This is a genomic window from Dyadobacter sp. CY351 (assembly GCF_021502625.1).
Lineage (GTDB): Bacteria > Bacteroidota > Bacteroidia > Cytophagales > Spirosomataceae > Dyadobacter > Dyadobacter chenhuakuii.
In genome coordinates this window covers 694,851-718,467 of sequence record NZ_JAKFFU010000004.1, presented here as the reverse complement: position 1 = coordinate 718,467, position 23,617 = coordinate 694,851, and the positions used below count along the sequence as shown (strand labels likewise).

Here is a 23,617-nt window from a genome sequence, read left to right as displayed (position 1 = left end):
CAGTCAGGGCAGTGCTCGAATTGTTCTTGTCCCAAACCCAGCCACGCGCACTGTTGCAGTCAACTATGTCAAAGTTACCAGCATACACATTGGCTGGGCACATCAAAGTCCGAGGCGCAGCAGTCGGTACAATATAGGATTTGCCTTTCACCCTGACATTTAATGTATGGGTCGCGCCGTCTTTAAGACCAGCAGGGATTGGTATCGTAAAGCCATAGTTGCCTGTCCCCTTACCCTGGTCTTTCAGGTCTGCACGGTACTGGTTGGCTATTACTGTCCCGTAAACTGTGCTGCCTTCGTAAAGCTCAACAGTCATTGTTGAATCTGCATTGTTCTTGTCCCAGACCCATCCGCGGGCACTGCTGCAATCCACTGCAAAAAAGCTCCCCTCGTATTCATTCGATCCGCAGGTCAAACTTCTAGGTGATGAGGTTACTGAATAGGTTGTCCCTTTAACACGGATACTTAATGAATGCGCTTTCCCGTCTCTCAGGCTAGCAGGGATAGGCAAGTTGAAACCGTAGTTACCCGTTCCCTTGCCCTCATTCTTTAATGTTTCCTTGTAAATGTTGGCCAATCCAGTCGCATACACAGTAGCACCTTCATAAAGCTCGACAGTCAGCGCAGCACCGGAATTGTTCTTGTCCCAAACCCAACCACGCGCGCTGTTGCAGTCAACTATGTCAAAGTTACCAGCATACACATTGGCTGGGCACATCAAAGTCCGAGGCGCAGCAGTCGGCACAATATAGGATTTGCCTTTCACCCTGACATTCAATGTATGGGTCGCACCGTCTTTTAGTTCAGCAGGGATTGGTATCGTAAAGCCATAGTTACCAGTCCCCTTACCCTGGTCTTTCAGGTCTGCACGGTATTGATTGGCTATCACTGTCCCGTAAACTGTGCTGCCTTCGTAGAGCTCAACAGTCATTGTTGAATCTGCATTGTTCTTGTCCCAGACCCATCCGCGGGCACTGCTGCAATCCACTGCAAAAAAGCTCCCTTCGTATTCATTCGGTGAACAAGTGAGACTTCGTGGTGATGAAGCTACCAAATATGATGTCCCTTTAACACGGACACTCAGTGAATGTGCTTTTCCATCTTTTAAACTCTTTGGAATAGGCAATGTAAACCCATAATTCCCTGTTCCTTTGCCTCCAGTTTTTAGATATTCTTTGAACGTGTTAGCTAACGCTACTGCATACACAGTATTACCTTCAAATAGCTCAACGTAAAGAGCCGCGTCTGCATTTGTCTTATCCCAAACCCAGCCACGGGCACTATTACAATCGACAACTTCAAAACTGCTCTGATATTGCGGCACAGCACACTGAGCGACCATAGGCGCCCCCTGAAGTACGTACGAGGTATTTGTGACCTTTACAGTTATTTCGTGAACATTGCCATCTTTTAAATCGGCCGGAAAGTCTACCCTGAACCCATGATATCCGTTTGCCCCATTCGCAGATAAGTCATCTCTGTACAAACTCGCCTTTGTTTTGGCGAATAGATCCGAACCATCATACAATTCTATATCTAATGATAGATTTGTATTATTCTTGTCAATTACGTAGCCTTTAATTTCATTGCAAGTAATTGTTTCAAGTTGGCCTTGAAAGAAGCAATTAATTGATTTGGCCGATCCGGGAACAACGTAATCCGCAGCTCTTACCCTTACACTCAGTTGATGTGTAGTCCCATCGCCCATCAAAGAAGCCGGAGGAATGAATGTAAATCCATATTTGCCGGTGCCAATTCCATTTGTCTTAAGATCTTCCCTGAAAATATTTGCTTTGGTTGTTGCGTATACAGTAGTGCCCTCAAAAAGCTCGACGGTGATGTCGGCATCGAGATAATTTTTGTCATACACCCAACCCCTGATTGTCGAACAGGTCGCTAGCTCCACATTTCCTGCATATTCTGAACCCGTGGTAGCCGATTTCAGTGACGCTAGGGTATATATGCTATACTTGTCCGGTACAAGACTCTGAATGGTTGTCACTGATCCGGAACTCAAAGTACTTGTCGCGCCGGAGTAAGAAACATTGTCTACGGCCGAAGTAAGTGCCTCCCACCGCGAAGTTGATATATTCCATCCCGCAATGGTTACTAATGATAGCGAACTGCCTGTCAGAGAAGTCATGTCACTGGCAGCATTCCAGCTAAGAGATATTCTTGTTGATTTCGTCCCATTGATATCCCAGAATTCTTTGCTGCTGACAGCTTTAAGGGATGTTTCTATATTCGACGTGGTAAATGGCCCTCCTGTTGGCAGGGCTGCCGTTTCCGGGTTTTCGCCATAGTACGCGCCGCTGGTTCCATCTGCCTCTGCGGAAAACGGTCTCAGTACACCCTTATGACCTACGGGGAATGCAAAACTGGAATTTCCATATTTTTTTACGTAGCCATCAATATGCCTGCTGTTACTGAATCCGGTGGCATTAGATGTTTCGGCAAAACTGACAAACCCTCCCGGTGAAGTTCTTGATGTCTTGATAATTGCCTGGCCAAAGCACGCGAATGAAATTGACCAAAGAAGAAAAACCGAAAAATATTTATACACTTTTTCCATTTAGCAGCTGAATAAATTCAAAACTTTGTACTGACGACTGGTCTTATCCACATGAGAGACTATTTCTGACTAGCCCGCGATTGTGACACTATAGGATCCTAAAAACTTTAGCTCTCCTCCCGCATCCACCTGTAAATCCTTGGCAGTGATATTTTGACCAACGTTTACAGTATGCCCGGCACGAATCCTGACAATGTCCTTCGTCGTGGGCACACGACCGTTCGACCAGATCTCTGGATTTGGCCACGGCCCGGATGCTATTGTTTCCACGGTATCCGAAAAGAGGGAAGTGGTTTGGAAGTTTTTATACAAAATCTGATCTGTCTTCGATTTTGCCGTGCCAAACCAGTCATTAAGTATGTCGGAATAAACCCTTCTGAAATCTATTTGCATTTTGATATCCCGATTGCTTACTCCCGCTGCGGGCGTTATCGGAAGCAGTCCATTAACCAGGTCAGGGTTTGTGCCAACCTGCTGTCTTTTTAAACCTGTTCCAAAAACGAACATTGGAGCACCAATGCCATGATCGGTTCCTTTAGATGCGTTCGAAGTTGCTCTTCTTCCAAAATCGGAGAATGTCATCCCCAGAACCTTGTCTTCATTTCCTTGTAACTTGAGATCGTTCTGAAATGATGTAATTCCGTCAGACAGCTTTTTGAGCAGTTGTGCGTGCATTCCTTCGGTAGTGACATTTTCGACCTGGCCGGAATGTGTATCAAAACCGCCTAATTCTACATAGTAGATTTTCGATTTTAATCCGCCGTGTATCAGCCTCGCTACAATTTTCAACTGATCTGCTAATTCGTTTTTCAGACTCGCATCTGGGTAAGTTGCCAAATTCCTCCCCGCCTCCGCCGCCTTCTTAATCTCCCCCGCATAGCCGACAGCCAAAGCTTGTTTCCTTCTGATAAAGCTCACGTGTTCGCCAGCATCGCAGCAGGGCAAACTGTCATCCAACTTTGCAGGCTCTCCTATTAATTGATAAAAAGTTGTGGGATCTTGAAGTGTTACACTCATAGCTTGACGATCTCCAACAAGCGCAGTTGTACTGATTTGCCCGATCTGAACCGCCAAAGGATCCTCCATTTCCAGATTGGGGTATCCTTCGGGGTAGCCAGGATAACGATCGCCCAGGTAACGGCCCGCCCACCCTGATGTAGCATACTGTGATGAATCAACACCCGTAAGCCAAATGTCAGTTGACCTATAGTGCGAGAGATCTGGGTTAGGATAGGATACTGAGTGGATAATTGAAAGCTTTCCCTCGTCGTAAAGTTGTTTCAAGCCAGACATGGCCGGATGGAAACCCGTTTCAGGATTACCGGACAACCTGAGAACGCTGCTCTCAGGGATTGCTATGTTACTGCGTAAACTTTGATATGCGGAATAGTACTCTAGCGGAATAACCGTATTTAGGCCATCATTTCCTCCAGCTAAGTAAATAATGACCAGAATTCGATCATTGTTCATGGCTGACGTTTGTTTCAACGCTTTCACCAACCCCGAGGATTGGGCAAATGATCTAACACCAATCCCGTCTAAAAACACTGGTGTCATTAATGCGGATGCCGCAGCGAGAAATTGTCTTCTTTTCATAGGTTGAGGCTAAAAAAGTTGATATTCAGCCATTCGTAACATGTATTTCAACAAAGCCCTTGTTCTCCATAGAATGGTGTTTTGCTTGGTCATATCATTGGGAGCAGCCCTGTAAGCGTCCCACTCTCTGGTCCAGGTTGTTCGTGGGCTGCTATTCATCATCATGATAGAATCAATTAGAAAATCCTTCTGCTGAGAGGATAGCGATGTCGCAAATAGATTTTTCGAAAGCTCCGCCAAGACCTGCTCACAGGTAATGGCAGGCGTTCCGGTGACGTCACTGAAATTAGGCTGCAGGGCTGAGAGTATGCCGAGCACATTAATTCCAAGCTTACTCCCAGGTTTGATTTCAATCGACTGATAAACCAATGCGTCGGTTCTTGAACCTCTCAATCCTAATGTGGTTTCATTTATCCAATTGCGCGTATATCCGGTTTGATAATAAGGAAGGGAGCCGAAAACCGACGGCTGGTTTAGAAAATTGAGCTGCTGGGCAATCATAGAAGCATTTAGCCAAGTCATCATTTTTCGAAAGGCTACTGTGTCCGTTTTCATATCAGGGACTTTCTGGCCAAAGAGTCTCAATGTGCCGATCATCAATTCAGAAGGAGCTTTTATCAACGCCCCAGCATTGCGCTGATCATAAAAGATGTTGCTTGATAACAATTTTCGAATTACCGGGGCGATAGCGAAATTATTGCCCGAGCTTGCAAAGAATGCTGCCAGCGGAACAATTACCTGATTCTCAATTTCATCCGTCACGTTCGCGCTTACATACCATCTATATAACTTTCTGCATATGAACTTGGAGGTCTCTGAGTGACTAAGAAGCATTGTAACGAGACTGGCCAATTCGACATCACCGGCAGTCGGTCCGCTCACTCCCGCAATTATGGTGTTGCCATATTTGGCAGAGAAGGATTTTGCACCCTCATCGTGCCTGGTTGGATTAAATGTTACCTGTGTAGATGACGAATTATATTTGGCATAGTTAATTACCTGCCAACCAGTTAAGACCTGCGCTGCCGCCTTAACATCCTGCTCGGTATAATTATTATTTCCAGAGAAATCCTTTTGACCAACTGTGAAAAGTTCTTGTAACTCTCTTCCATAATTTTCATTGGGATGCTCCTTGGCATTCTCGTTACCATTTTGAAAAATGAGCATGCCGGCATCCTTCGTGACGTTGGCAACCATATCACGGAAGCTCCCTAATGAACCCGACCTTAACAGATTGAGATAATTAAATATGAGCCGATAATCCAATACTGTACCAGATGTCACTACAAAATGATTCTGCCAGAACGCCGTCAACTTTTCTAAGACAGACGGTTTGTTGTTCTGTTCAGTCATTAAGCCAATCCACCAATACTGGATATATGAAGTGTATGCGAAGTTTCTTCCTCCATCAAACGGCTTATCCAGGTAAGACTGTCCAAAATCTGCACGGGTTTCATCCATCTCGATAGGAGGATTTGGCGCAGCTCGGAAGGTTGCGTTATTGATTAGAATATCTATTGCTTCGGATGCAGTCTTCCCGGTAAAGTCAGCTATCTCCTGTTGTGTGGGACCAAACGTAGCCCGTCTCAACAAATGCGCTGCTGTCATTGCGTTTAACGGTGTACTATATGCGTCTAGGTGTGCCATAAGGAATGTATCAAAAACTAATTTTTGAAGGCGTAGATTAGTTGAAGGCGATCAGCTGAGCTATGGGCTTTATAGCACTGCTACTTGCAGCATAGATCGTAATGGCTGGGAGGAAAATTATTACGAATACGTTCTGAATGCGCTCCAAACAAGGGTTTGCATGACGTTGCTTGAAGAAATAAAATATCTTATTCATTGATTTTTTTATTATTAATGAAGTTATACTACAAAACTAAAACAAATTTCATAAGAGATCAAAGTATTTCTACATAAAGTTCGATTTGATGTGTAAAATATTCTAATTGAGAATCTATCTACATCTACGAAACATATGATTCTAGGAATTGTGGGGAAGCTCGAAATGTTAGTAACGCTTTGCCATACCGACTAAGCAGAAATGCCGTCTTGCTATAAGTCAGCTTACCTACTATGACATCATTTGCATGAATAAACTACCAGCGCAACTTACCTGAGAATCGCAAATAGTATTTTTTCTAGTAAATTTAGTATCCGAGCAACCTTTTGTTATCCCCAGATACTAAGGCTCATTCTTTTTGTAGAAGTCCCACTTATATCTCAAAGTATAACTTGGTAATAGTGACGGTCAGATAACTATGTATAATCTTTCTTAAAATAATTATAGAGGGGTTAAACCTGATTTGGCAGACAGTCAGTTAGGGATCAACTGCCTAAGTGTCGCTGATCCAGATAGGTATTTCAAGTGAATGTTCTCTGGCAAAGGAAACAATGATATTGCTGCCAGAGTCGTTTAGTCCCCAACCTAATTAAGTATCTTTTTTCACTGGAGTTTGGGCGGCTCTTGTGTATTTAACTTAAATTTGTACAAAATTTACGAACTGAAATGACTTACATGATCTTTCCGGTTTTGCACGAATGAACTACGCAGTAACTTTTAATTGTATATGCTCGACTGGCTATTTGCTAAGAAAACTAATAAGGACGTACATCTGGATCACATTGGTATAGACATTCATTCTCATGTATTACCCGGTATAGACGATGGTGTTGCTACCATTGAGGAGTCTGTTGCAATGGCGAAAAAGATGGAGTCACTGGGATTCAAAAAGATTATTACGACGCCACACGTCATGTGGGATTGCTACAGAAATACGCCGGAAATAATCTTGGGAAAATTACAAGAAGTCCGTTCTGCGTTAAGATCAGAAGGAGTTAATGTTGTTATAGATGCTGCTGCTGAATATTTTATAGATGAGCACTTTAACGAGATGCTTACCACCGGCCAACAGCTGCTCACTTTACCGGGCAATCGGTTGCTGGTGGAGTTACCGTACTCAACTCCCCTACTAAACACTTCTGAAAACCTGTTTGCCATAATTCAACATCGCTATCAACCGGTTCTTGCGCATCCCGAACGCTATACTTACTTTTTCTCCAATCCCTCCATATATAAAACACTTGTAGATCAAGGATGCGAGCTACAAGTCAATATTCTGTCCCTATCTGGACATTACGGAGAAAATGTAAGGAAAATGGCGGAGTGGTTACTCAAAAACAATTTGATCACATTTATAGGAACCGATGCTCACAAAATTCAACATCTTGAAATGATCCAAAAAAGCGACAAACAAAACTGGATCACCAAATATCCTTTTCAAAATGAAAAACTTATAAATATTTGATGTTGATAATTGAATTTATTCTATATTTGCCTTAATGATCCGCAAAAGAGCATATTGCACATTCCCAAGATTTCTAACTTAAAGCTCTTTAGTTTTTTAAAAGTCCGCGTAATAATAATCGGCAAAGCTGCCAGAATGAATTTTAGTGTTTAAAATTAAAATTTTCACAATCTTACCTATTTCTATGAAATTTCGCTTAGGGCATGTTTATCGGTTCCTTTTGTTACCGATTATTGCATACATGGCACTTCTGGGAGGAACAACGTCATGTGTATCTCCAAAGACCATTGTATACTTTCAGGGAGACACTACCCGTTTTTCATCTCAGCAAATCACGCAAAAATACATACCTACAATTCAACCAAGCGATATTTTATCAATTATTGTTGGAAGTTTGAACACAGAAGCTAACGAGGTTTTTAATACACCGAATTTATTTACCACAGCAAGTACAAACTACTCCAGCACTGGTGGTGGAGGTCGTATACAGCCGTTGGGTTACTTAGTAGATGCGGACGGATCGATAGAAATCCCTCTCGTTGGGAAGGTAAAAGTAGCTGGCCTTAGAACAACCGATGCAGCTGATACAGTTCGAACCAGGTTGCAAAATTTCTTAAAAGAACCGTCTGTGATCGTGCGAAATTTGAATTTTAAAGTGTCAGTGATGGGCGAAGTAAAGCTGCCCGCTGTATATGTTATTCCTGACGAAAAGATCACTTTACCAGAAGTCCTTAGCTTGGCAGGGGATTTAACGATTTATGGAAATCGCAGTAACGTAATGATAATAAGGGAGGAGAATGGGAAGAGGGAATATGCTAGGATTGATCTGACATCCCGAGCAGTGTTCGATTCACCCTATTATTATCTTCATAAAAATGACGTTATATACGTCGAGCCCGTAAAGGCAAAAATGCTTGACACAGATAGTAGAATACGGACTGTACCGCTGATCGTTACAATAGTTGGCGGAATCAGCACACTTGGTATCTTAATATTGAATCTTACTAGATAAGAATTACTACGCATCACGCTTACAATACTCAACTTATGAAGGAAAATACATTATCAAACATTGGCCAGCCCATGTTTGAAGAAGACGAACAAGAGTTTAACCTCAGCGAATATATAAGGCGCTACTTCAGATATTGGTATTTGTTTCCAATATTCATATTTCTCTCACTCACTGCGGCCTTCTTCTATCTACAGATCAAGCTGCCTGTTTACAGCACTAAAACCAGTATTCTTATCAAGGAAGAAAAGAGTATTGGAGGTACACAAGGCGACATCCTAACCGAAATGAGCTCTCAGTTCGGCGGCAATAAGACGGTAGAGAACGAATTAGAGATTCTTAAATCCCAGACTTTGATGGAGCAGGTCATCAAAGGATTGGAACTGGATGTTGCTTATTCTACAAGAGACGGGCTGAGACAAATCAACCTTTACAAAAGCTCCCCAATTATTGTAAAGCCAGAGGTCTTGACACCTTTTGCATATGAGGAACCGCTAATGATTCATATGGTCGACAGTGTTCATTTCCGATTCAATGATGAAGACAAGCTATTTACATTTAACCAAAGATTCAATAATGCATGGGGAGCTTTTGTTGTAACAAAAGGTACTTCTTCAGAATATTCTGATGTCAAAATTACATTTACTGAGGTAAAGAATTTGGCCGAAGGAATGCTGGAGAGACTTGATATTCAGCAACCTAACATTAAAAGCACAGTACTGGAACTTACGTTCGAAGATTCTGATGTGCAACGCTCAAAAGACGTGTTAAACAAGCTGTTAGATGTGTATGTACAGTCATCTTTGACTGACAAGAATAGCGAGGCAAGCAACACGCTGAAATTTATCGAAAATCGTTTGGGCCTGATTACCGGTGAACTTGGCGATGTTGAAAAAGACGTTGAATCGTATAAAACAAATCAAGGGATTACAGATATAAGTGCCGAGTCTCAGCTTTTTCTAGAGAATATCAAAGAAAACGATTCTAAACTGAATGAAGTTAATACGAAGATCAGCATCTTAGAGAGTGTTGACAGCTATATTCAGAATGCCGGGGAAGGTGCCGTTGCGCCTGCGACGTATATGATCGATGATCCGGTTTTGGTTTCTCTGCTGACCAAGTTTAATGACTTGGAACTACAGCGTGAACGTTATGCCAGGACCACGTCGCCAAACAACCCGTTATTGCAGACTATCAATACGCAACTCGCTGGAACCAGACAGTCCATCCGTGAGAATGTGCAGAATCTTAAAAGAGGGATGGCTGTTACAAAACGGAATCTGGAGGGTATCAATACAAGATTTTCAGCCGGACTTCGAAGCATTCCTAAAAAAGAAAGAGAATTTGTTGGCATAAAGCGCCAGCAGTCGATTAAAGAAGAGCTTTACCTCTATCTGTTACAAAAACGTGAGGAAACCGCCCTAGGTTATGCTTCAACGGTAACTGATAGCAGGCTTATCGATGCGCCTATCTCTACATTTAAACCGATCAAGCCGAAAACAACTTTGGTTTTCCTGGGTTCGGCTGCCGCAGGCGTTTTAATTCCGATTATGCTGATAAACTTACTCTTCATGCTGAACAATACGGTTCAAAGAAGAGAAGATATAGAGAAGGTAACACACTCTTCTATTCTTGGGGAAATTGGTCAGATGCAAAAGACGGTTGGCAATGCTGGCGCAAGGGAAAACATTATAAAAATGACAAGCCGGAGCGCAGTCGCAGAGCAGTTTCGGGCGCTTAGAACCAATCTTCAATATCTGGGAGACGGAAACTGCCGCGTGATTATGTTCACTTCCTCTATCGGGGGTGAGGGCAAGAGCTTTGTCAGTGTCAATTTGGCTGCCAGCTTGGCTTATTCTGATAAACGGGTGCTACTGATTGGTCTCGATTTACGGAAACCGACTCTACATGAACGTCTGGAAGTTCCTAACAAGTTCGGTGCGTCCAATTGCCTTATCGGTCAGGGTCACTATGATGAGTTCGTTCAATCGACCGACATCCACCCGAAATTTGATGTGCTCACAAGCGGTCCTATTCCCCCAAACCCCTCGGAACTTCTGAGCAACGGGAAGCTGCCTTTGCTTTTAGCAGATATGAAGGAGAAATATGATTACATTCTGATTGACTCTCCGCCATACGGCCTCGTAACAGACTCTGCACTTATTGCTGAGCATGTTGATGCCACACTCTATATAGTCCGGTTTAACTACACCATTTTAGACCATCTGAGAAGGATTGGCGAACTGCAACGAGCAAGGCGCTTTTCGAATCTTTCTGTAATTTTTAATGGCGTTAATTATGGCGCTGGTTACGGATATGGCTATGGATATGGTGGTTATGGGTATGGATACTATTCAGAAGAAGGTGAGGGGAAATCACAAACGGTAGGAACCAGACTTAAGAAATTGGTTGGTATGAGTTAGTAAATAACTCATACCCTCCTTAGACATTTATCAATACTTATACTCAACGTTATCTTTTATGAAAAACTCCATTTTAACAGCCGTTGCTCTAAGTGCAACAGAACTGGTACCCATCACTGCAAATACCATCCATTGTTATTGCAAGGTTAATCTGACACGGATTAAGCAATAATCGTCGGACACAGCTTTCCATCCCACCTGCCACTTACAAGTGACAGAGCGAAAGTGCGTTATTTAAATCACAAAAGCAGAAGTTTTGTTGGTTCACGGGAGAAGCGCTTGACGTATATCCTTTCGCTACTATTGCAAAGGATGAAATGCCAAAGCCACTAGGAATGTCTCAGTTCCTTGAAACAATATCAAAGTCGAAACCGAACTAAATTAATGGAAAAAGAGGCGAAAATATATATAGCAGGCCACCGGGGAATGGTGGGGTCTGCTATTCATAGAGCACTTAAAAACAACGGCTATAATAATGTTATAACCAGAAGTTCCGGCGAGCTGGATTTAAGAAGTCAGGAAGCTGTCAAGGAATTCTTCGCAGACGAAAAACCTAATTATGTATTTCTAGCTGCCGCAAAAGTTGGTGGTATCGTGGCCAATAATACGCAACGGGCCGACTTTATCTACGAAAACCTGATGATCGAGGCCAATGTAATTCATCAGGCCTACTTGAATAATGTTAAAAAGCTGATGTTTCTGGGCTCTTCCTGTATATATCCGAAACTTGCGTCGCAGCCATTGCGTGAGGACTATCTGCTAACAGGCTTACTTGAAGAGACAAATGAGCCGTATGCCATTGCGAAAATTGCCGGCATTAAGCTGTGCGAAGCATATCGCGATCAGTACGGCTGCAATTTTATTAGCGTTATGCCCACCAACCTTTACGGGTATGGTGACAATTACAACCTTACAACATCCCATGTGCTACCGGCTCTGATCAGAAAGTTTCATGAAGCAAAAGAGCAGAATAAGCCATTTGTTGAAGCTTGGGGAACTGGTTCTCCTAAACGTGAATTCCTTTTTGCTGACGACCTGGCCGAAGCGTGTCTCTTTTTGATGGAAACTTATAATGATCGGGAACTGATCAATATAGGAACTGGCGAAGACCTATCCATCAAAGAAGTTACCGAGATGATTGCAAAGACAACCGGTTACTCAGGTGATATTCGATGGGACACATCAAAACCTGATGGGACACCTCGGAAATTAATGGACGTATCGAAGCTCCGGAGCAAGGGCTGGAAACATAAAACAGATCTGGAAACAGGTTTGGCGCTTGCATATGCCGACTTCCTTCAAAATCAAACTATGTACGTCGTTTAAAATTTTGTTTAATAATAAATCCGAAAGATCAATCGGTTTAAAAAACGCAAACCAAAAATACTATGTCAAAAGTTGCATTAATAACAGGGGTTACAGGACAGGATGGAGCATACCTGACCGAATTGCTATTAGATAAGGGGTATACCGTTCATGGCGTTAAACGTAGAAGCTCACTATTTAACACTGATCGTATTGATCATCTTTACCAAGATCCCCATGTAGCTAACCCGAAGTTCGTTCTTCACTATGGGGACTTAACAGATTCAATGAATTTGACCCGCTTAATCCAGGATGTACAGCCGGATGAGATTTACAATCTTGCGGCTATGAGTCATGTGCAGGTGAGCTTTGAGATGCCGGAGTATACAGCAAACGCAGATGGTATCGGTACTCTAAGGATTCTTGAGGCGGTAAGGCTTTTGGGTTTGTCTAAAAAAACAAAAATCTACCAGGCATCTACGTCTGAGCTATACGGTTTAGTACAGGCTGTTCCACAATCTGAGACTACGCCATTTTATCCACGTTCTCCGTATGCTGTTGCCAAACTTTACGCTTACTGGATTACCGTTAACTACCGTGAGGCTTATGGAATGTTTGCATCGAACGGAATTCTTTTCAATCACGAATCTCCGCTACGTGGCGAAACCTTCGTGACCAGAAAAATCACAAGAGCTGCTGCCAAAATCGTTCTTGGCCTTCAGGACTGTCTTTACATGGGTAATATTGATGCTCAACGTGACTGGGGACACGCAAAGGATTATGTTGAGGCAATGTATCTGATCCTTCAACAGGAAGTATCTGAGGATTTTGTTATTGCGACTGGTGTTACGACAAGAGTTCGCGAATTTATTCGCAAGACTTTTGTATTTTTAGGTGTAGAATTGTCTTTTTCCGGAACAGAGGAAAATGAAGTTGGGACAATTGCATCAGTTAATTTAGCCCGCCTTGCCGAACTGGGCATTCCTGAGGGAGATCATCTTAAAGTAGGAACTCCGGTTCTTAGAATTGACCCACGTTATTACCGTCCAACAGAGGTTGAGCTACTAATCGGCGATCCAACAAAATCACAGGAAAAGCTTGGCTGGAAACCGAAACACACTCTGGACACCTTAATCGAGGATATGGCATCAGCGGATTTGCGCTTGTTCCAAAAAGACCAGCTGTTATTGAAAGAGGGATTTGGTATTCTCAACTACTTTGAATAACACGGTAGCAAAAAACACATACTTTATAAGACAGTTGTTGTATCTAATTAAAGTTTACATATGCTATGTAGTATTATAATTAGGGCTTTCAATGAAGAAAAACACATTGAAAAGATAATTGACGGGATTCAAAATCAACATACAATTCATGATGTTGAAATAATCCTTGTCGATTCCGGATCCACAGACAATACAGTGCTTTTGGCCCAGAAAAAAGGGGTTAAAATTATCTCTATTGCCCCAGAAGATTTTTCATTCGGGTACGCGCTGAATAAAGGCTGCGACAACGCTAATGGTGATATACTATTGTTTGCTAGCGCTCATGTCTATCCGGTGTATACACACTGGATAGATTCTATGTTAAGGCCATTTACGGATGAGAAAGTGGCATTGGTTTATGGACGCCAGATCGGACATGAAAAAAGTAAGTATTCTGAAAAAAGGCTTATGGCCAAGTGGTTTCCCGGATACTCCAATTATAATCAGCAACACCCCTTTTGCAACAATGCAAATTCTGCAATAAGAAAGAAACATTGGCAGCAGCAGATGTACGATGAGTCTCTGACAGGACTGGAAGATCTGGATTGGGCATCGAAAATTATAGCTCAGGGATACAAAATTGCATACGAGGCTGAGGCTGTAATTGTTCATGTACATGAAGAGACAAATAAGAAGATCTATAACAGATATTATAGAGAAGCAATTGCTTTTAAAAGAATTGTTCCCTATGCGCAATTCAGTATATGGTCTTTCTTTTATCTCCTTTCCACGAATGTATTCAGTGACTACTACTACGCTATCCAGGATCGGGTTTTCTGGAAAAACTTTCTGGATATACCTACGTTTCGCTTTTTTCAATTCTTAGGAACCTGGAAAGGCTACAATCATACGGGTAATATCGATTACTCCCTGAGGGCGAAGTTTTACTATCCGAACAATTTTTTGAGACGCCATGAGCATGTGGTCATCCGTGCGCCAAGAATAGAATATTCTAGTAACAATACTTAACGATACAATCAAATAAATACTTACTCATGAGTTACAAAGTAGTCGCCGTCGTGCCAATGCGCCACTCAAGTGAAAGAGTCAAAGGCAAAAATTACCGGGATTTTGCCGGAAAGCCGCTTTTTCACCACATCATAGAAAGTTTGCTGGAATCTGATAGAGTAGACAAGGTTATAATCGACACGGATAGCCCTACCATTATGGAACAAGCTTCCAGTCATTTTCCCGAAGTAATGCTGCTGGAAAGACCCGAGCATCTTCGTGATGGTGCTATTCCAATGAATAACGTGTTGCTGAATATCTGTAATTCCGTAGAATCTGAATTCTATCTTCAGACGCACAGCACAAATCCATTGCTTTCTGCTGACACCATCTCAAAAGGGATCGACTGGTTTTTGAAAAACTATCCGATATATGATTCAATGTTTGGTGTTAATAAATTCCAGGTTAGGCTTTGGGACCAACTGTCTCGTGCAATTAATCACAATCCTGCGATTCTTCTTAGAACACAAGACCTTCCTCCTATTTATATGGAGAATTCGTGCATGTACATGTTCACTAAGGAGATGCTGGTACGTAAAAATAATAGGATAGGTGATCGCCCTCTCATGTATGAAATTCCGGATCTGGAAGCGCAGGATATTGACGTGGAGCTGAATTTCAAAGTGGCAGAATTTCTATATAAGGAAACCAAAAATAAAGTCAATATATGAAAGTGCTTGTTACATGCCCGCCAATGCTAAAGCGCATAGACGAGTTTCGCCACTTGTTTGCTGAAAAACACATTGAGCTGGTTATACCTGACATTGTTCAAACTTTGTCTGAGGAAGAATTGATCGACATTTTACCCCAAGTAGATGGCTGGATCATTGGTGATGATCCTGCAACAGAAAGGGTATTTATTGCCGGTAAAAACGGTAACCTGAAGGCTGCTGTAAAATGGGGTGTTGGAACCGATAATGTGGATTTTGCCGCATGCAAGAAATTGGGAATTCCAATTATTAACACACCTAATATGTTTGGATCTGAGGTTGCCACAATAGCTATGGCATATGTGCTGGGCTTGGCAAGGCAGACCTATTACATAGATCGCGAAGTGCGCAAAGGAAACTGGGTTAAGCCTGCAGGTCGCTCTCTTGCTGGATTAACAGTCTCGCTCATCGGCTTTGGCGACATTGGTAAAGCCACTGCGAAATACCTGAAGGCTTTTGACATGCAGGTAAATATTTATGATCCTTTTGCAACCAAGACAGAAAGTGATTTGGCTGATTACGAGTTCTGCTCGTTTCCTGACAAGTTGCAGGATGCCGACTTTGTTATCGTGACGTGCGCGCTAACTCCGCAAACTAAACATCTGATCAATAAGGATACAATTGCGTTGATGAAGGATGGTGTATACTTTATCAATGTGTCCAGAGGTGGTGTAATGGATGAAGATGCAGTGATCGACGCATTGCAAAGCGGAAAAATCCTGGCAGCAGGTTTGGACGTCTTTGAAGTTGAGCCACTACCTGCCGAATCCAGACTAAGACAATTTGATCAGTGCATATTCGGTACCCACAATGGCTCCAATACGATTGAAGGTGTAAGAAGAGCAACTTATCGTGCATTAGAACATCTTTTTGAGTTTCTGAACATCTAGTATCTGATTTAAGACTTAAAATATCTATTGTACGTCAACGAATGCAATTAATATATGGAGAATAAGAAAGTCTTAATCACAGGTGTACTAGGGGGTATCGGAAGCGCGATAGCCAAAACATTTAAGGAAAACGGGTACTTTGTTTATGGTCTGGACATTCAGGATGCAATATCTGAAAACGTCGATCATTTGATCACCTTTAACTTAAATGAATATTGTACCAGCTCGGAATACAGAGACTCATGGAATCATAAATTCGATGATCAAATTCCGGAATTAGACGTTTTGGTAAACAATGCGGCTGTACAAAAGCTGGGAAATCTTCAGGATATTGCTTTGGCGGATTGGAACGAGACACTGAACGTCAATCTTACGGGACCGATGCTTTTGAGCCAGTACTTCCAAAAAACGCTTGAAGCAAGAAATGGAAGCATCATTAACATCGCCAGTATACATCAGCAATTAACCAAGCCGCGGTTTGTAGGGTATGCTACTTCCAAAAGCGCACTTGTCGGGTTAACAAAAGCCTTGGCTGTCGACCTTGAAGGCCGGGTTCGGGTGAACGCAATTAGTCCGGCAGCCATACAAACGGAAATGTTACTGGCAGGTTTTGATGGAAACGAGGAGGCCCTGGATCAGCTGCGAAAATTACATCCTGTGCAACGAATAGGTTATCCGCAAGAGGTAGCTAAACTTGTTCTTTTCTTAGCTTCTGAAAATTCAGGATTCATTCATGGAGCTAATCTGACCCTCGATGGCGGAATTAGCTCAGTTCTAAAAGATCTCTGATTTGTGAAAGACGGAATGGACATAAAATCAGTGCAAACGATCTTCCTTGCTCTTTTGTACCTGGCTATTCACAGTTCTTCCTTTGCGCAGGCGAAGGAAGAACTGCCTATTATTATGTCATCAAGGTGGTTTCATCCCCGTGATGATAAGGACACACTAAGTACATTGAAAATGATCAAAGATTTTCATCCTGACAGAATAGACTGGATGTACTGTAGTAATACGAAACAATTGGAAGAGATCAGGAAACTGGGTGTTCCTTATAGCCTTGCTATCAACCCTCAAATCCCAGATTCCGCTGGCTATACAGTTCAAGGCCGGATCGAGGATTTGAATGGTCAAAAGGTTGTTGCCCCGTGGATGAAATCCTGGAATCAAAAGAATCCTTACTGGGGTTGCGTTAATTCACCGGAATTTCAGAAACTCTTTTTAGCGAAATCAAAAGAAATTGTCGATCTTAAAGCATATGGCATCTTTGTTGACGACGCAAGATTTAATGATCATGCGTTTGAATGGGGAGGCTGCTTTTGCGATCACTGTATATCAGGATTCAACAAATACCTGGTTAACGAAGTAAAGAAGGACAGCATTGATCCATCTTTCAATTATAAAGACTACAGACTAAGCAGGTCTAAAAACACATCGAATGCAAAGAATGCACGTGATCCTTATGCAAAGTTGTTTAAAGATTTTCAGCAAAGCTCAGTTGTCAGATTCCTTACCAAGTGGAAAGCTGACTTAAAGGCATATGCCGGTAACGATTTTGTTTTTCTGACAAATAATCCAAATGGCTCGTGGAATAAAATATACGAAATCTTTGATTCGGGAATCTGCGAAATTTCGGCAAACAATAGAAGTTATGAATCGCTGGAGAGAATTTCTAAACAAGCAAAGGCAAAAAATAAGACACAGGTTCTTTCCATTGCCACTTCCGATTCCACAACTTTTAAACGACTGTCTGTTTACAGCTACTCTCTAGGCAACCCTGTCCTTTTACCATGGGATTTAATGTTGCAGCCAACTTCCGAACGCAGTGAAGCCCGGAGAATATATTTTGACGGAAAAAACTGGATCGACCATTCAATGTTGCTGAGATCATTGTACAAAACCAGCACATTGAAACCAAGTGTCAGCGCTGGAAAGCGTGAGCTGTGTGGCGATGCCAGGGTGCTTACTTTTGCGAAAGATGGAAAAAAAGTTACGGTTTTCCTTCCTGATCTCAGGGATAAAAAACCAAAATGTAACATTGGAAACGTAGGCAGGCGTATTCATTTATCTGAACTCTCCGAAATTTCAAATAACGCTCGTTTGAAAAGTGCTTCCCGATCAAAAGTAAGTTTTCAAAACGACGCTGACATCGACATTTACCTCGAATAATAAGACATAAATATGTGGATTAAAAGAATTATTAATAGACTTTGGGAATCGCCGACGGCTACCTCGTGGATGAGCTACTCAACGCGCGCTCTAAGTCTTTTCATAGTTCTTCCGTTATTGTTAAAAAACTTTGGATCCGCTGAAATCGCATTGTGGTATTTGTTTTCCACAATTATTGCGCTTCAGGGCTTACTGGATATGGGTTTCAAGGTAACGTTTGTCAGGTGCATATCATTTGCGATGGCAGGTGCCACAAACATAACAGATGTTAAGATTTCCGAAAAGTCAGATCGTCTGGATAGCCCTAATTGGGAGTTAGTTGGTGACATCTACGCATCTATGAAATATGTTTATAAATATTTGGCGTTAATCTTGTTTGTAGTCTTATCAGGACTGGGAACTTGGTCGATGGTTAAGCCAATATCGTTTGTAAACGATGCTTCATCTGCATGGATGGCCTGGCTTGTAATTATATGCGTTTCCACTTATCGGTTGCATGGAACCGTATATGCTAACTATCTCGAGGGCTTAAATAAGATTGCGTTGGTAAGACGGTGGGAAGCCATTACCTCCATTTGTTCAATAATTAGCAGTATAATCGTGCTAATCTTCGTCAACGACTTACTCTATTTAGTAATCGCAAACCAGGCTTGGGTAGCCATATCTGTAATACGTAATGCACAATTGAGTAAGTATGTTGAAGACCGCAGATTGGTGGCACTGGATGGAAATAAGGCACACGATAAAGCGCTTCTGGCAAAAATATGGCCAACTGCATGGAAAAGTGGATTGTCCGGTTTCATGTCAAACGGATTAAATAATCTGACTAGCATTGCTTATGCACAGATTGGTGATAGCAGCAGTGTAGCTGCTTATCTCCTGGCATTAAGGCTGATTTCACAAATCCGAGAAATTTCAATGGCTCCTTTCTACAGTAAAATTCCATTAATGTCTCGCCTTAGAATGCAGGAAAAATTGACGGAACTAACGCAGCTGGCACAGAAGGGAATGTTTCTATCTCACTTGGTTTTCGTCGTAGGGGTTGTGATAATTGGTTTCGGTTCTAATGTGTTTTTAGAATTGATTGACAGTAAAATAGAATTTGTAAGTGGCAACCTATGGCTATTGATATCCCTAGCCTACTTTATTCACCGTTATGGGGCAATGCACATGCAACTTTACATGACTACAAATCATGTAATAGCTCATATTGCTGATGGCATATCAGGGTTGATCTTTGTAGTGGTGACCGCAGTATTGCTAAAACCACTTCAACTATATGCAATTCCCATAGGCATGATTTCCGGTTATCTTGGATTTTACTCCTGGTACTCAGCCTATTATTCATTTAAATCTCTCCGAGTTAATTACTGGAAGTTTGAAGCTAGGACCATTGGTCTTCCGCTTGTCCTGTTTCTGATTCAATTGCTAGTTCAAAATATTAAGTTTTAAATCATTATGGTGGAGTCTCAGTTTAACTATACCCCGGACAATACATTCAATCCTTACAGATCGGCAGCATCATTGGTTTTCAATAGGCTGAAATGGGATCTTTCCTACAAATCCTGGGTATCCAGGAAGAGATTGAAACAAATGCATAATAAGCACGTAGGAAAAAAAGCAATCATTATTTGCAATGGCCCTTCACTTAGAAAGGTCAATCTTGATGATTTCGTAGATTCAGATATATATTTCTTTGGCCTTAATAAGATCAACTTATTTTTCGACGAGATAAAATTTCGACCTAATTGCATTGTCGCTTCGAATTATCATGTTATTGATCAGAATAAAGAGTTCTTTAATTCAACCAACATGCCGATTTTCCTTAATTCGGATAAGGCTGATATTATTGAGCTACGTAACAATGTTGTTTTTGTGAATTACAGTTCAATACCTAAAAAATTTGCAAGGGACTGCTCTATGTCTCTTTTTCAGGGGAATACTGTAACCTACACGGCCATGCAGCTTGCCTTTCACATGGGGTTTGAAAAAGTGGCGTTGATAGGTTGTGACCATCATTTTGAATCAAAAGGCCCCTCAAACAAGACAGTATTAGCTGGTGAAACCGACCCCAACCATTTTCATCCAAAATATTTTGCAGACGGTGTTAAGTGGGATCTTCCTGATTTACTGGGCTCGGAATATCATTATGATCTGGCAGACAAGACATTCAAACACTACGGCCGCCAAATTTTCAATTGCTCAGAAGGTGGTAAGCTTGAAATATTTGAGCGGATGTCGTTAGATACTTTTAAGACTATTTAACTAAGAAAATATGTGTCTATCGTTCTATTTTCTTACAACAGAGCTGCTATGGTAAGGTTATCAATGGTTCCGTTCACGTTAGGGTATATAATTGCGTTGATGTACCTAAACAGATTTACAGACAACACGCTTGTGAAACTAGCTCCTATTGCGTTCTTAGTATTTGCGACGGTATACTATTGGGTTATTCATAGAATAAAAGTCAGTGATCTATTCCAGAAGAACTATTATCTTATTTACTTACTAACTTTTCTTACCGTTATTTCGGTTTTTAGGTCCAATTTGAGTGATAAGAGTTTTTTGAATTCTGTAAGTACTTCAATGGTACTAATGTTAATCGTAATATTAACATTAATCATGGCAATTTTATATTCGAAAAAGAAGTACGCTCGCTTTGAAAATATTTTCTATTTTCTTAATATCCTCCCTTTTGGAATATATGCCTTAATAAATATATTACTCTGGATTTTTGAGTTCAGCTTTGAAAGTACAAATGAACTAGTTATTGGGAAAGCTCTACTTTTAGAAAAATTTGGCATATTCGTTAATAGAATCAAGTTCCCCTTAGCAAACGGAATCAATAGTTATGGGACAGTAGTAGGAGGACTTTTAACTATTTCTCTGGTATACCTTTTTGTGGTAAAGAAAAACAAGCTATCGACCATGGGGATAATAACGGTACTTATAACCACTGTACTTTTAACCGATTCGAGAGGTGCCCTTATTTATTCTTTTCTTATTCTTGGCGCCATTTGGTATTATCGATCGTCGAAGTCATTTCCAGCCGTATTTAAAATCGTCCCGTTGATGCCAATTCTGGGTTCATTTCTACTTATTTCAGTGACTCAAATCCTAAGTACGACTGGCCTTGGTGCTTTCCTATCCCGATCTTCTGGCGATTTAGAGTCTGGAAATGGAAGGTTTTTGATATGGGGATACTCGTTGACAGAATTCATTCAGTTTAAAATAATTCAAGTAATTGGATATGGTGACAACGGACACGTTGGATCAGGAGTTTCTAATCTTTGGCAGAATATGTTTCTAACATATGGAGAAACTACAAATATGCACCCTCATAATACTACACTAGCCATATTATTTGACATCGGTTATATCGGCCTTGCAGTTTATATATATTTCCTTTGGCGTGTGCTAACAATAATTCAGAAGTTTTGGAATATCAATAGAAATTTCAGCTTGGTTATGCTCTCCTTTTTGCTGTATACCGTTTTGATAGGAATCACGGAATCATTGTATGGTTTTTATTACCAAAACTCAATTTATTTTTTCTTTTCTATTTTCGCGATAGCCTTTGTTGCCGAAACTATCTATGATAGACAACAGGTAAAGAAAGGCAAATCACGGGATCTAATAAAGGCCAATTGGCCAAACTAAATATTGTAATAGTATATGACCAAGATCTGCGTTGTTCTTGCAGTCCATAATCGAAAAGTTTTAACTCAAAATTTTTTAGATTCAATTAGCAGGCAATCTTTCCAAGACTACAAAATTATAGTTGTAGATGATGGATCCACAGATGGAACTTCGGAAATGATAAAAGCAAATTTTCCGAATGTAAAATTGATATCTGGCGACGGAACACTCTGGTGGACTGCTTCGACCAATTTGGCAGTAAAGTATGCCATTGATTCCTTGAAAGCTGAATATATCTGTACAGTTAATGATGATACCGAAGTTGATTTCTACTTTCTCGAAGAACTCTATAATGCCGCGAAAGGAATTGATAAAGCTATTGTAGGGTGCTTTGCATATGATATTGAAAACCGGAGTAAGCTGCTCTATGACGGGTCCACTGTAAACTGGCTTACTGGTAAAATAAATGTCCTGAATTCGGAAGGCAAAAATAATAAAGATAAAGATGTGCTGCCTGTAACCTATTATATTGGAAGAGGAGTTCTCATACCTTCGACAGTATTTAAGGAAGCAGGGTTTTACGACGAAAAAAATTTCCCACAGTCCTGGGCAGACAACGATTTGATTTTTAGGGCAAAAGAGAAAGGCTATAAAGTTTTTTCAGCTAAAAAAGCAAAACAGTTCATATACGCTGACGAGAGCAGCCATTTGAAATTAAAAAGAGCCAAGACATTGTCTAATTTTAAACGATACCTCTTTAAACAGCAGGGCGGTGGTAATGTTATTGCATTTTCGAAATATGTTACAAAGAACTATCCCTGGTACGGGATTCCCTCTTCACTTATCAATGGTATTTTAAGCAGAATTCTGGGTTACTGGAAATAGCGTGTTACTCAACAAATATTAACTCAATGATAGAATTAGAAAGACTGAACCCCACTAGACTGATTCCTGGTATCGGAAGGCGCCTTTCGGAAATCCCTCATAGTATTGCTTGGGAAAGTTCAAAAAAAGGAATCGCTAACAGAAAAAATCTTGAAAGTTTTAAGGGACGGTACAAAGGAGAAAAATTATTTCTGATTGCAAATGGTCCTAGCTTGAAAGACATGGACCTGAGCGTGCTTAAAAACGAATACACCATGTGTATGAACCGTTTCTACATGTATTTTGATCGGTTAAATTTTACTCCCACATTTCTGACATGTGTTCAGGACTTGGTATTGGAACAATTCAAGGACGATTTTGAGAAATTAGAATGCATTACTTTTTTCAATTGGAGATTTCGCAATGAATTCTCGAAAGCGATATTTTTAAAAGAATCTTATAGCATTAATCCTTTCTTTCAAACGGACCTGACAAAGGCGACTCAAATTGGCGGAACGGTAACATTTGCCAGTTTACAGCTAGCATATTACCTGGGTTTTAAAGAAGTGATCATCATAGGAATGGATCACAGCTTCGCTGAAAAAGGAACACCAAACAAACTGGAAGTTAGAACCCACGAAGAGGACAAGAGCCATTTCGACCCGAATTATTTCCCAAAGGGTATCAAGTGGAAGTTACCTGATCTGAAGAAATCTGAATATTCGTACGACCTTGCAAGAATTGCTTTTGAACAGGATGGCAGGAAGATTATTGACGCCACAGTGGGCGGTCATTGTATGGTTTTTGAAAAAGGTGTGTTGAAAGACTATTTAACTGCGAAATAGAATATTCCCAAGCGGCT

The 23,617-nt window shown here is 41.2% G+C and carries 18 protein-coding genes; 15 read left to right on the top strand and 3 right to left on the bottom strand.

Annotation, left to right across the window (positions count from 1 at the left end; translation table 11 throughout):
* The 3 genes from L0660_RS12290 to L0660_RS12280 form a co-directional block, all read right to left on the bottom strand.
* On the bottom strand, positions 1-2,572 hold a 2,572-nt coding region (locus L0660_RS12290), incomplete at its 3' end, for a T9SS C-terminal target domain-containing protein (RefSeq protein ID WP_235159724.1).
* A gap of 69 nt (positions 2,573-2,641) precedes the next feature.
* The gene (locus L0660_RS12285) at positions 2,642-4,168 is read right to left on the bottom strand and encodes a DUF1501 domain-containing protein (RefSeq protein ID WP_235159723.1); all 1,527 of its coding nucleotides are present in this window, start codon (positions 4,166-4,168) and stop codon (positions 2,642-2,644) included.
* Positions 4,169-4,177: 9 nt separating this feature from the next.
* Entirely contained in the window at positions 4,178-5,776 is a 1,599-nt protein-coding gene (locus tag L0660_RS12280; RefSeq protein WP_310589630.1) for a DUF1800 family protein, read from the bottom strand.
* A 962-nt stretch (positions 5,777-6,738) separates the two neighbouring features.
* On the opposite strand from L0660_RS12280, the gene L0660_RS12275 reads away from it, so the two are divergent.
* The 15 genes from L0660_RS12275 (at position 6,739) to L0660_RS12205 (ending at position 23,600) form a co-directional block, all read left to right on the top strand.
* Positions 6,739-7,476: a tyrosine-protein phosphatase gene (locus L0660_RS12275; RefSeq protein WP_235159721.1), complete on the top strand. Its 738-nt coding sequence runs from the start codon at positions 6,739-6,741 to the stop codon at positions 7,474-7,476.
* Between the two features lie 241 nt (positions 7,477-7,717).
* A complete protein-coding gene (locus L0660_RS12270; RefSeq protein ID WP_235159720.1) occupies positions 7,718-8,488 on the top strand; it encodes a polysaccharide biosynthesis/export family protein in 771 nt (256 codons plus the stop codon).
* Between the two features lie 35 nt (positions 8,489-8,523).
* On the top strand, positions 8,524-10,908 hold the full coding sequence (locus L0660_RS12265) for a polysaccharide biosynthesis tyrosine autokinase (RefSeq protein ID WP_235159719.1): 2,385 nt from the start codon (positions 8,524-8,526) through the stop codon (positions 10,906-10,908).
* Positions 10,909-11,292: 384 nt separating this feature from the next.
* Complete coding sequence (locus L0660_RS12260; RefSeq protein WP_235159718.1) at positions 11,293-12,234, top strand: GDP-L-fucose synthase; 942 nt, start codon at positions 11,293-11,295, stop codon at positions 12,232-12,234.
* A 62-nt stretch (positions 12,235-12,296) separates the two neighbouring features.
* The gene (gmd, locus tag L0660_RS12255; RefSeq protein WP_235159717.1) at positions 12,297-13,439 is read left to right on the top strand and encodes a GDP-mannose 4,6-dehydratase; all 1,143 of its coding nucleotides are present in this window, start codon (positions 12,297-12,299) and stop codon (positions 13,437-13,439) included.
* A gap of 60 nt (positions 13,440-13,499) precedes the next feature.
* Positions 13,500-14,447, top strand: coding sequence for a glycosyltransferase (locus L0660_RS12250; RefSeq protein WP_235159716.1), 948 nt, complete (start codon positions 13,500-13,502; stop codon positions 14,445-14,447).
* A gap of 26 nt (positions 14,448-14,473) precedes the next feature.
* Positions 14,474-15,157: a cytidylyltransferase domain-containing protein gene (locus tag L0660_RS12245; protein ID WP_235159715.1), complete on the top strand. Its 684-nt coding sequence runs from the start codon at positions 14,474-14,476 to the stop codon at positions 15,155-15,157.
* Between the two features lie 23 nt (positions 15,158-15,180).
* Positions 15,181-16,086 carry a phosphoglycerate dehydrogenase gene (locus tag L0660_RS12240; RefSeq protein ID WP_235159714.1) on the top strand — a complete coding sequence of 302 codons (906 nt, stop codon included), beginning with the start codon at positions 15,181-15,183 and terminating at the stop codon, positions 16,084-16,086.
* A 54-nt stretch (positions 16,087-16,140) separates the two neighbouring features.
* A complete protein-coding gene (locus tag L0660_RS12235) occupies positions 16,141-16,875 on the top strand; it encodes an SDR family NAD(P)-dependent oxidoreductase (protein WP_235159713.1) in 735 nt (244 codons plus the stop codon).
* A 15-nt stretch (positions 16,876-16,890) separates the two neighbouring features.
* Positions 16,891-18,252: a hypothetical protein gene (locus L0660_RS12230; RefSeq protein WP_235159712.1), complete on the top strand. Its 1,362-nt coding sequence runs from the start codon at positions 16,891-16,893 to the stop codon at positions 18,250-18,252.
* A gap of 12 nt (positions 18,253-18,264) precedes the next feature.
* Positions 18,265-19,704 carry a hypothetical protein gene (locus L0660_RS12225; RefSeq protein ID WP_235159711.1) on the top strand — a complete coding sequence of 480 codons (1,440 nt, stop codon included), beginning with the start codon at positions 18,265-18,267 and terminating at the stop codon, positions 19,702-19,704.
* A 6-nt stretch (positions 19,705-19,710) separates the two neighbouring features.
* Complete coding sequence (locus L0660_RS12220) at positions 19,711-20,517, top strand: 6-hydroxymethylpterin diphosphokinase MptE-like protein (protein ID WP_255712299.1); 807 nt, start codon at positions 19,711-19,713, stop codon at positions 20,515-20,517.
* 357 nt (positions 20,518-20,874) lie between these two features.
* Complete coding sequence (locus tag L0660_RS12215; protein WP_235159709.1) at positions 20,875-21,912, top strand: O-antigen ligase; 1,038 nt, start codon at positions 20,875-20,877, stop codon at positions 21,910-21,912.
* 15 nt (positions 21,913-21,927) lie between these two features.
* Entirely contained in the window at positions 21,928-22,776 is an 849-nt protein-coding gene (locus tag L0660_RS12210) for a glycosyltransferase family 2 protein (RefSeq protein ID WP_235159708.1), read from the top strand.
* A 26-nt stretch (positions 22,777-22,802) separates the two neighbouring features.
* Entirely contained in the window at positions 22,803-23,600 is a 798-nt protein-coding gene (locus tag L0660_RS12205; RefSeq protein ID WP_235159707.1) for a 6-hydroxymethylpterin diphosphokinase MptE-like protein, read from the top strand.
* Positions 23,601-23,617: the final 17 nt, after the last annotated feature.

Coding starts and splice junctions, on each gene's coding strand:
- L0660_RS12285 (WP_235159723.1), bottom strand. CDS start 4,168: ATGAAAAGAAGACAATTTCTCGCTGCGGCATCCGCATTAATGACACCA.
- L0660_RS12280 (WP_310589630.1), bottom strand. CDS start 5,776: ATGACAGCAGCGCATTTGTTGAGACGGGCTACGTTTGGTCCCACACAA.
- L0660_RS12275 (WP_235159721.1), top strand. CDS start 6,739: ATGCTCGACTGGCTATTTGCTAAGAAAACTAATAAGGACGTACATCTG.
- L0660_RS12270 (WP_235159720.1), top strand. CDS start 7,718: ATGGCACTTCTGGGAGGAACAACGTCATGTGTATCTCCAAAGACCATT.
- L0660_RS12265 (WP_235159719.1), top strand. CDS start 8,524: ATGAAGGAAAATACATTATCAAACATTGGCCAGCCCATGTTTGAAGAA.
- L0660_RS12260 (WP_235159718.1), top strand. CDS start 11,293: ATGGAAAAAGAGGCGAAAATATATATAGCAGGCCACCGGGGAATGGTG.
- gmd (WP_235159717.1), top strand. CDS start 12,297: ATGTCAAAAGTTGCATTAATAACAGGGGTTACAGGACAGGATGGAGCA.
- L0660_RS12250 (WP_235159716.1), top strand. CDS start 13,500: ATGCTATGTAGTATTATAATTAGGGCTTTCAATGAAGAAAAACACATT.
- L0660_RS12245 (WP_235159715.1), top strand. CDS start 14,474: ATGAGTTACAAAGTAGTCGCCGTCGTGCCAATGCGCCACTCAAGTGAA.
- L0660_RS12240 (WP_235159714.1), top strand. CDS start 15,181: ATGCTAAAGCGCATAGACGAGTTTCGCCACTTGTTTGCTGAAAAACAC.
- L0660_RS12235 (WP_235159713.1), top strand. CDS start 16,141: ATGGAGAATAAGAAAGTCTTAATCACAGGTGTACTAGGGGGTATCGGA.
- L0660_RS12230 (WP_235159712.1), top strand. CDS start 16,891: ATGGACATAAAATCAGTGCAAACGATCTTCCTTGCTCTTTTGTACCTG.
- L0660_RS12225 (WP_235159711.1), top strand. CDS start 18,265: ATGTGGATTAAAAGAATTATTAATAGACTTTGGGAATCGCCGACGGCT.
- L0660_RS12220 (WP_255712299.1), top strand. CDS start 19,711: ATGGTGGAGTCTCAGTTTAACTATACCCCGGACAATACATTCAATCCT.
- L0660_RS12215 (WP_235159709.1), top strand. CDS start 20,875: ATGGCAATTTTATATTCGAAAAAGAAGTACGCTCGCTTTGAAAATATT.
- L0660_RS12210 (WP_235159708.1), top strand. CDS start 21,928: ATGACCAAGATCTGCGTTGTTCTTGCAGTCCATAATCGAAAAGTTTTA.
- L0660_RS12205 (WP_235159707.1), top strand. CDS start 22,803: ATGATAGAATTAGAAAGACTGAACCCCACTAGACTGATTCCTGGTATC.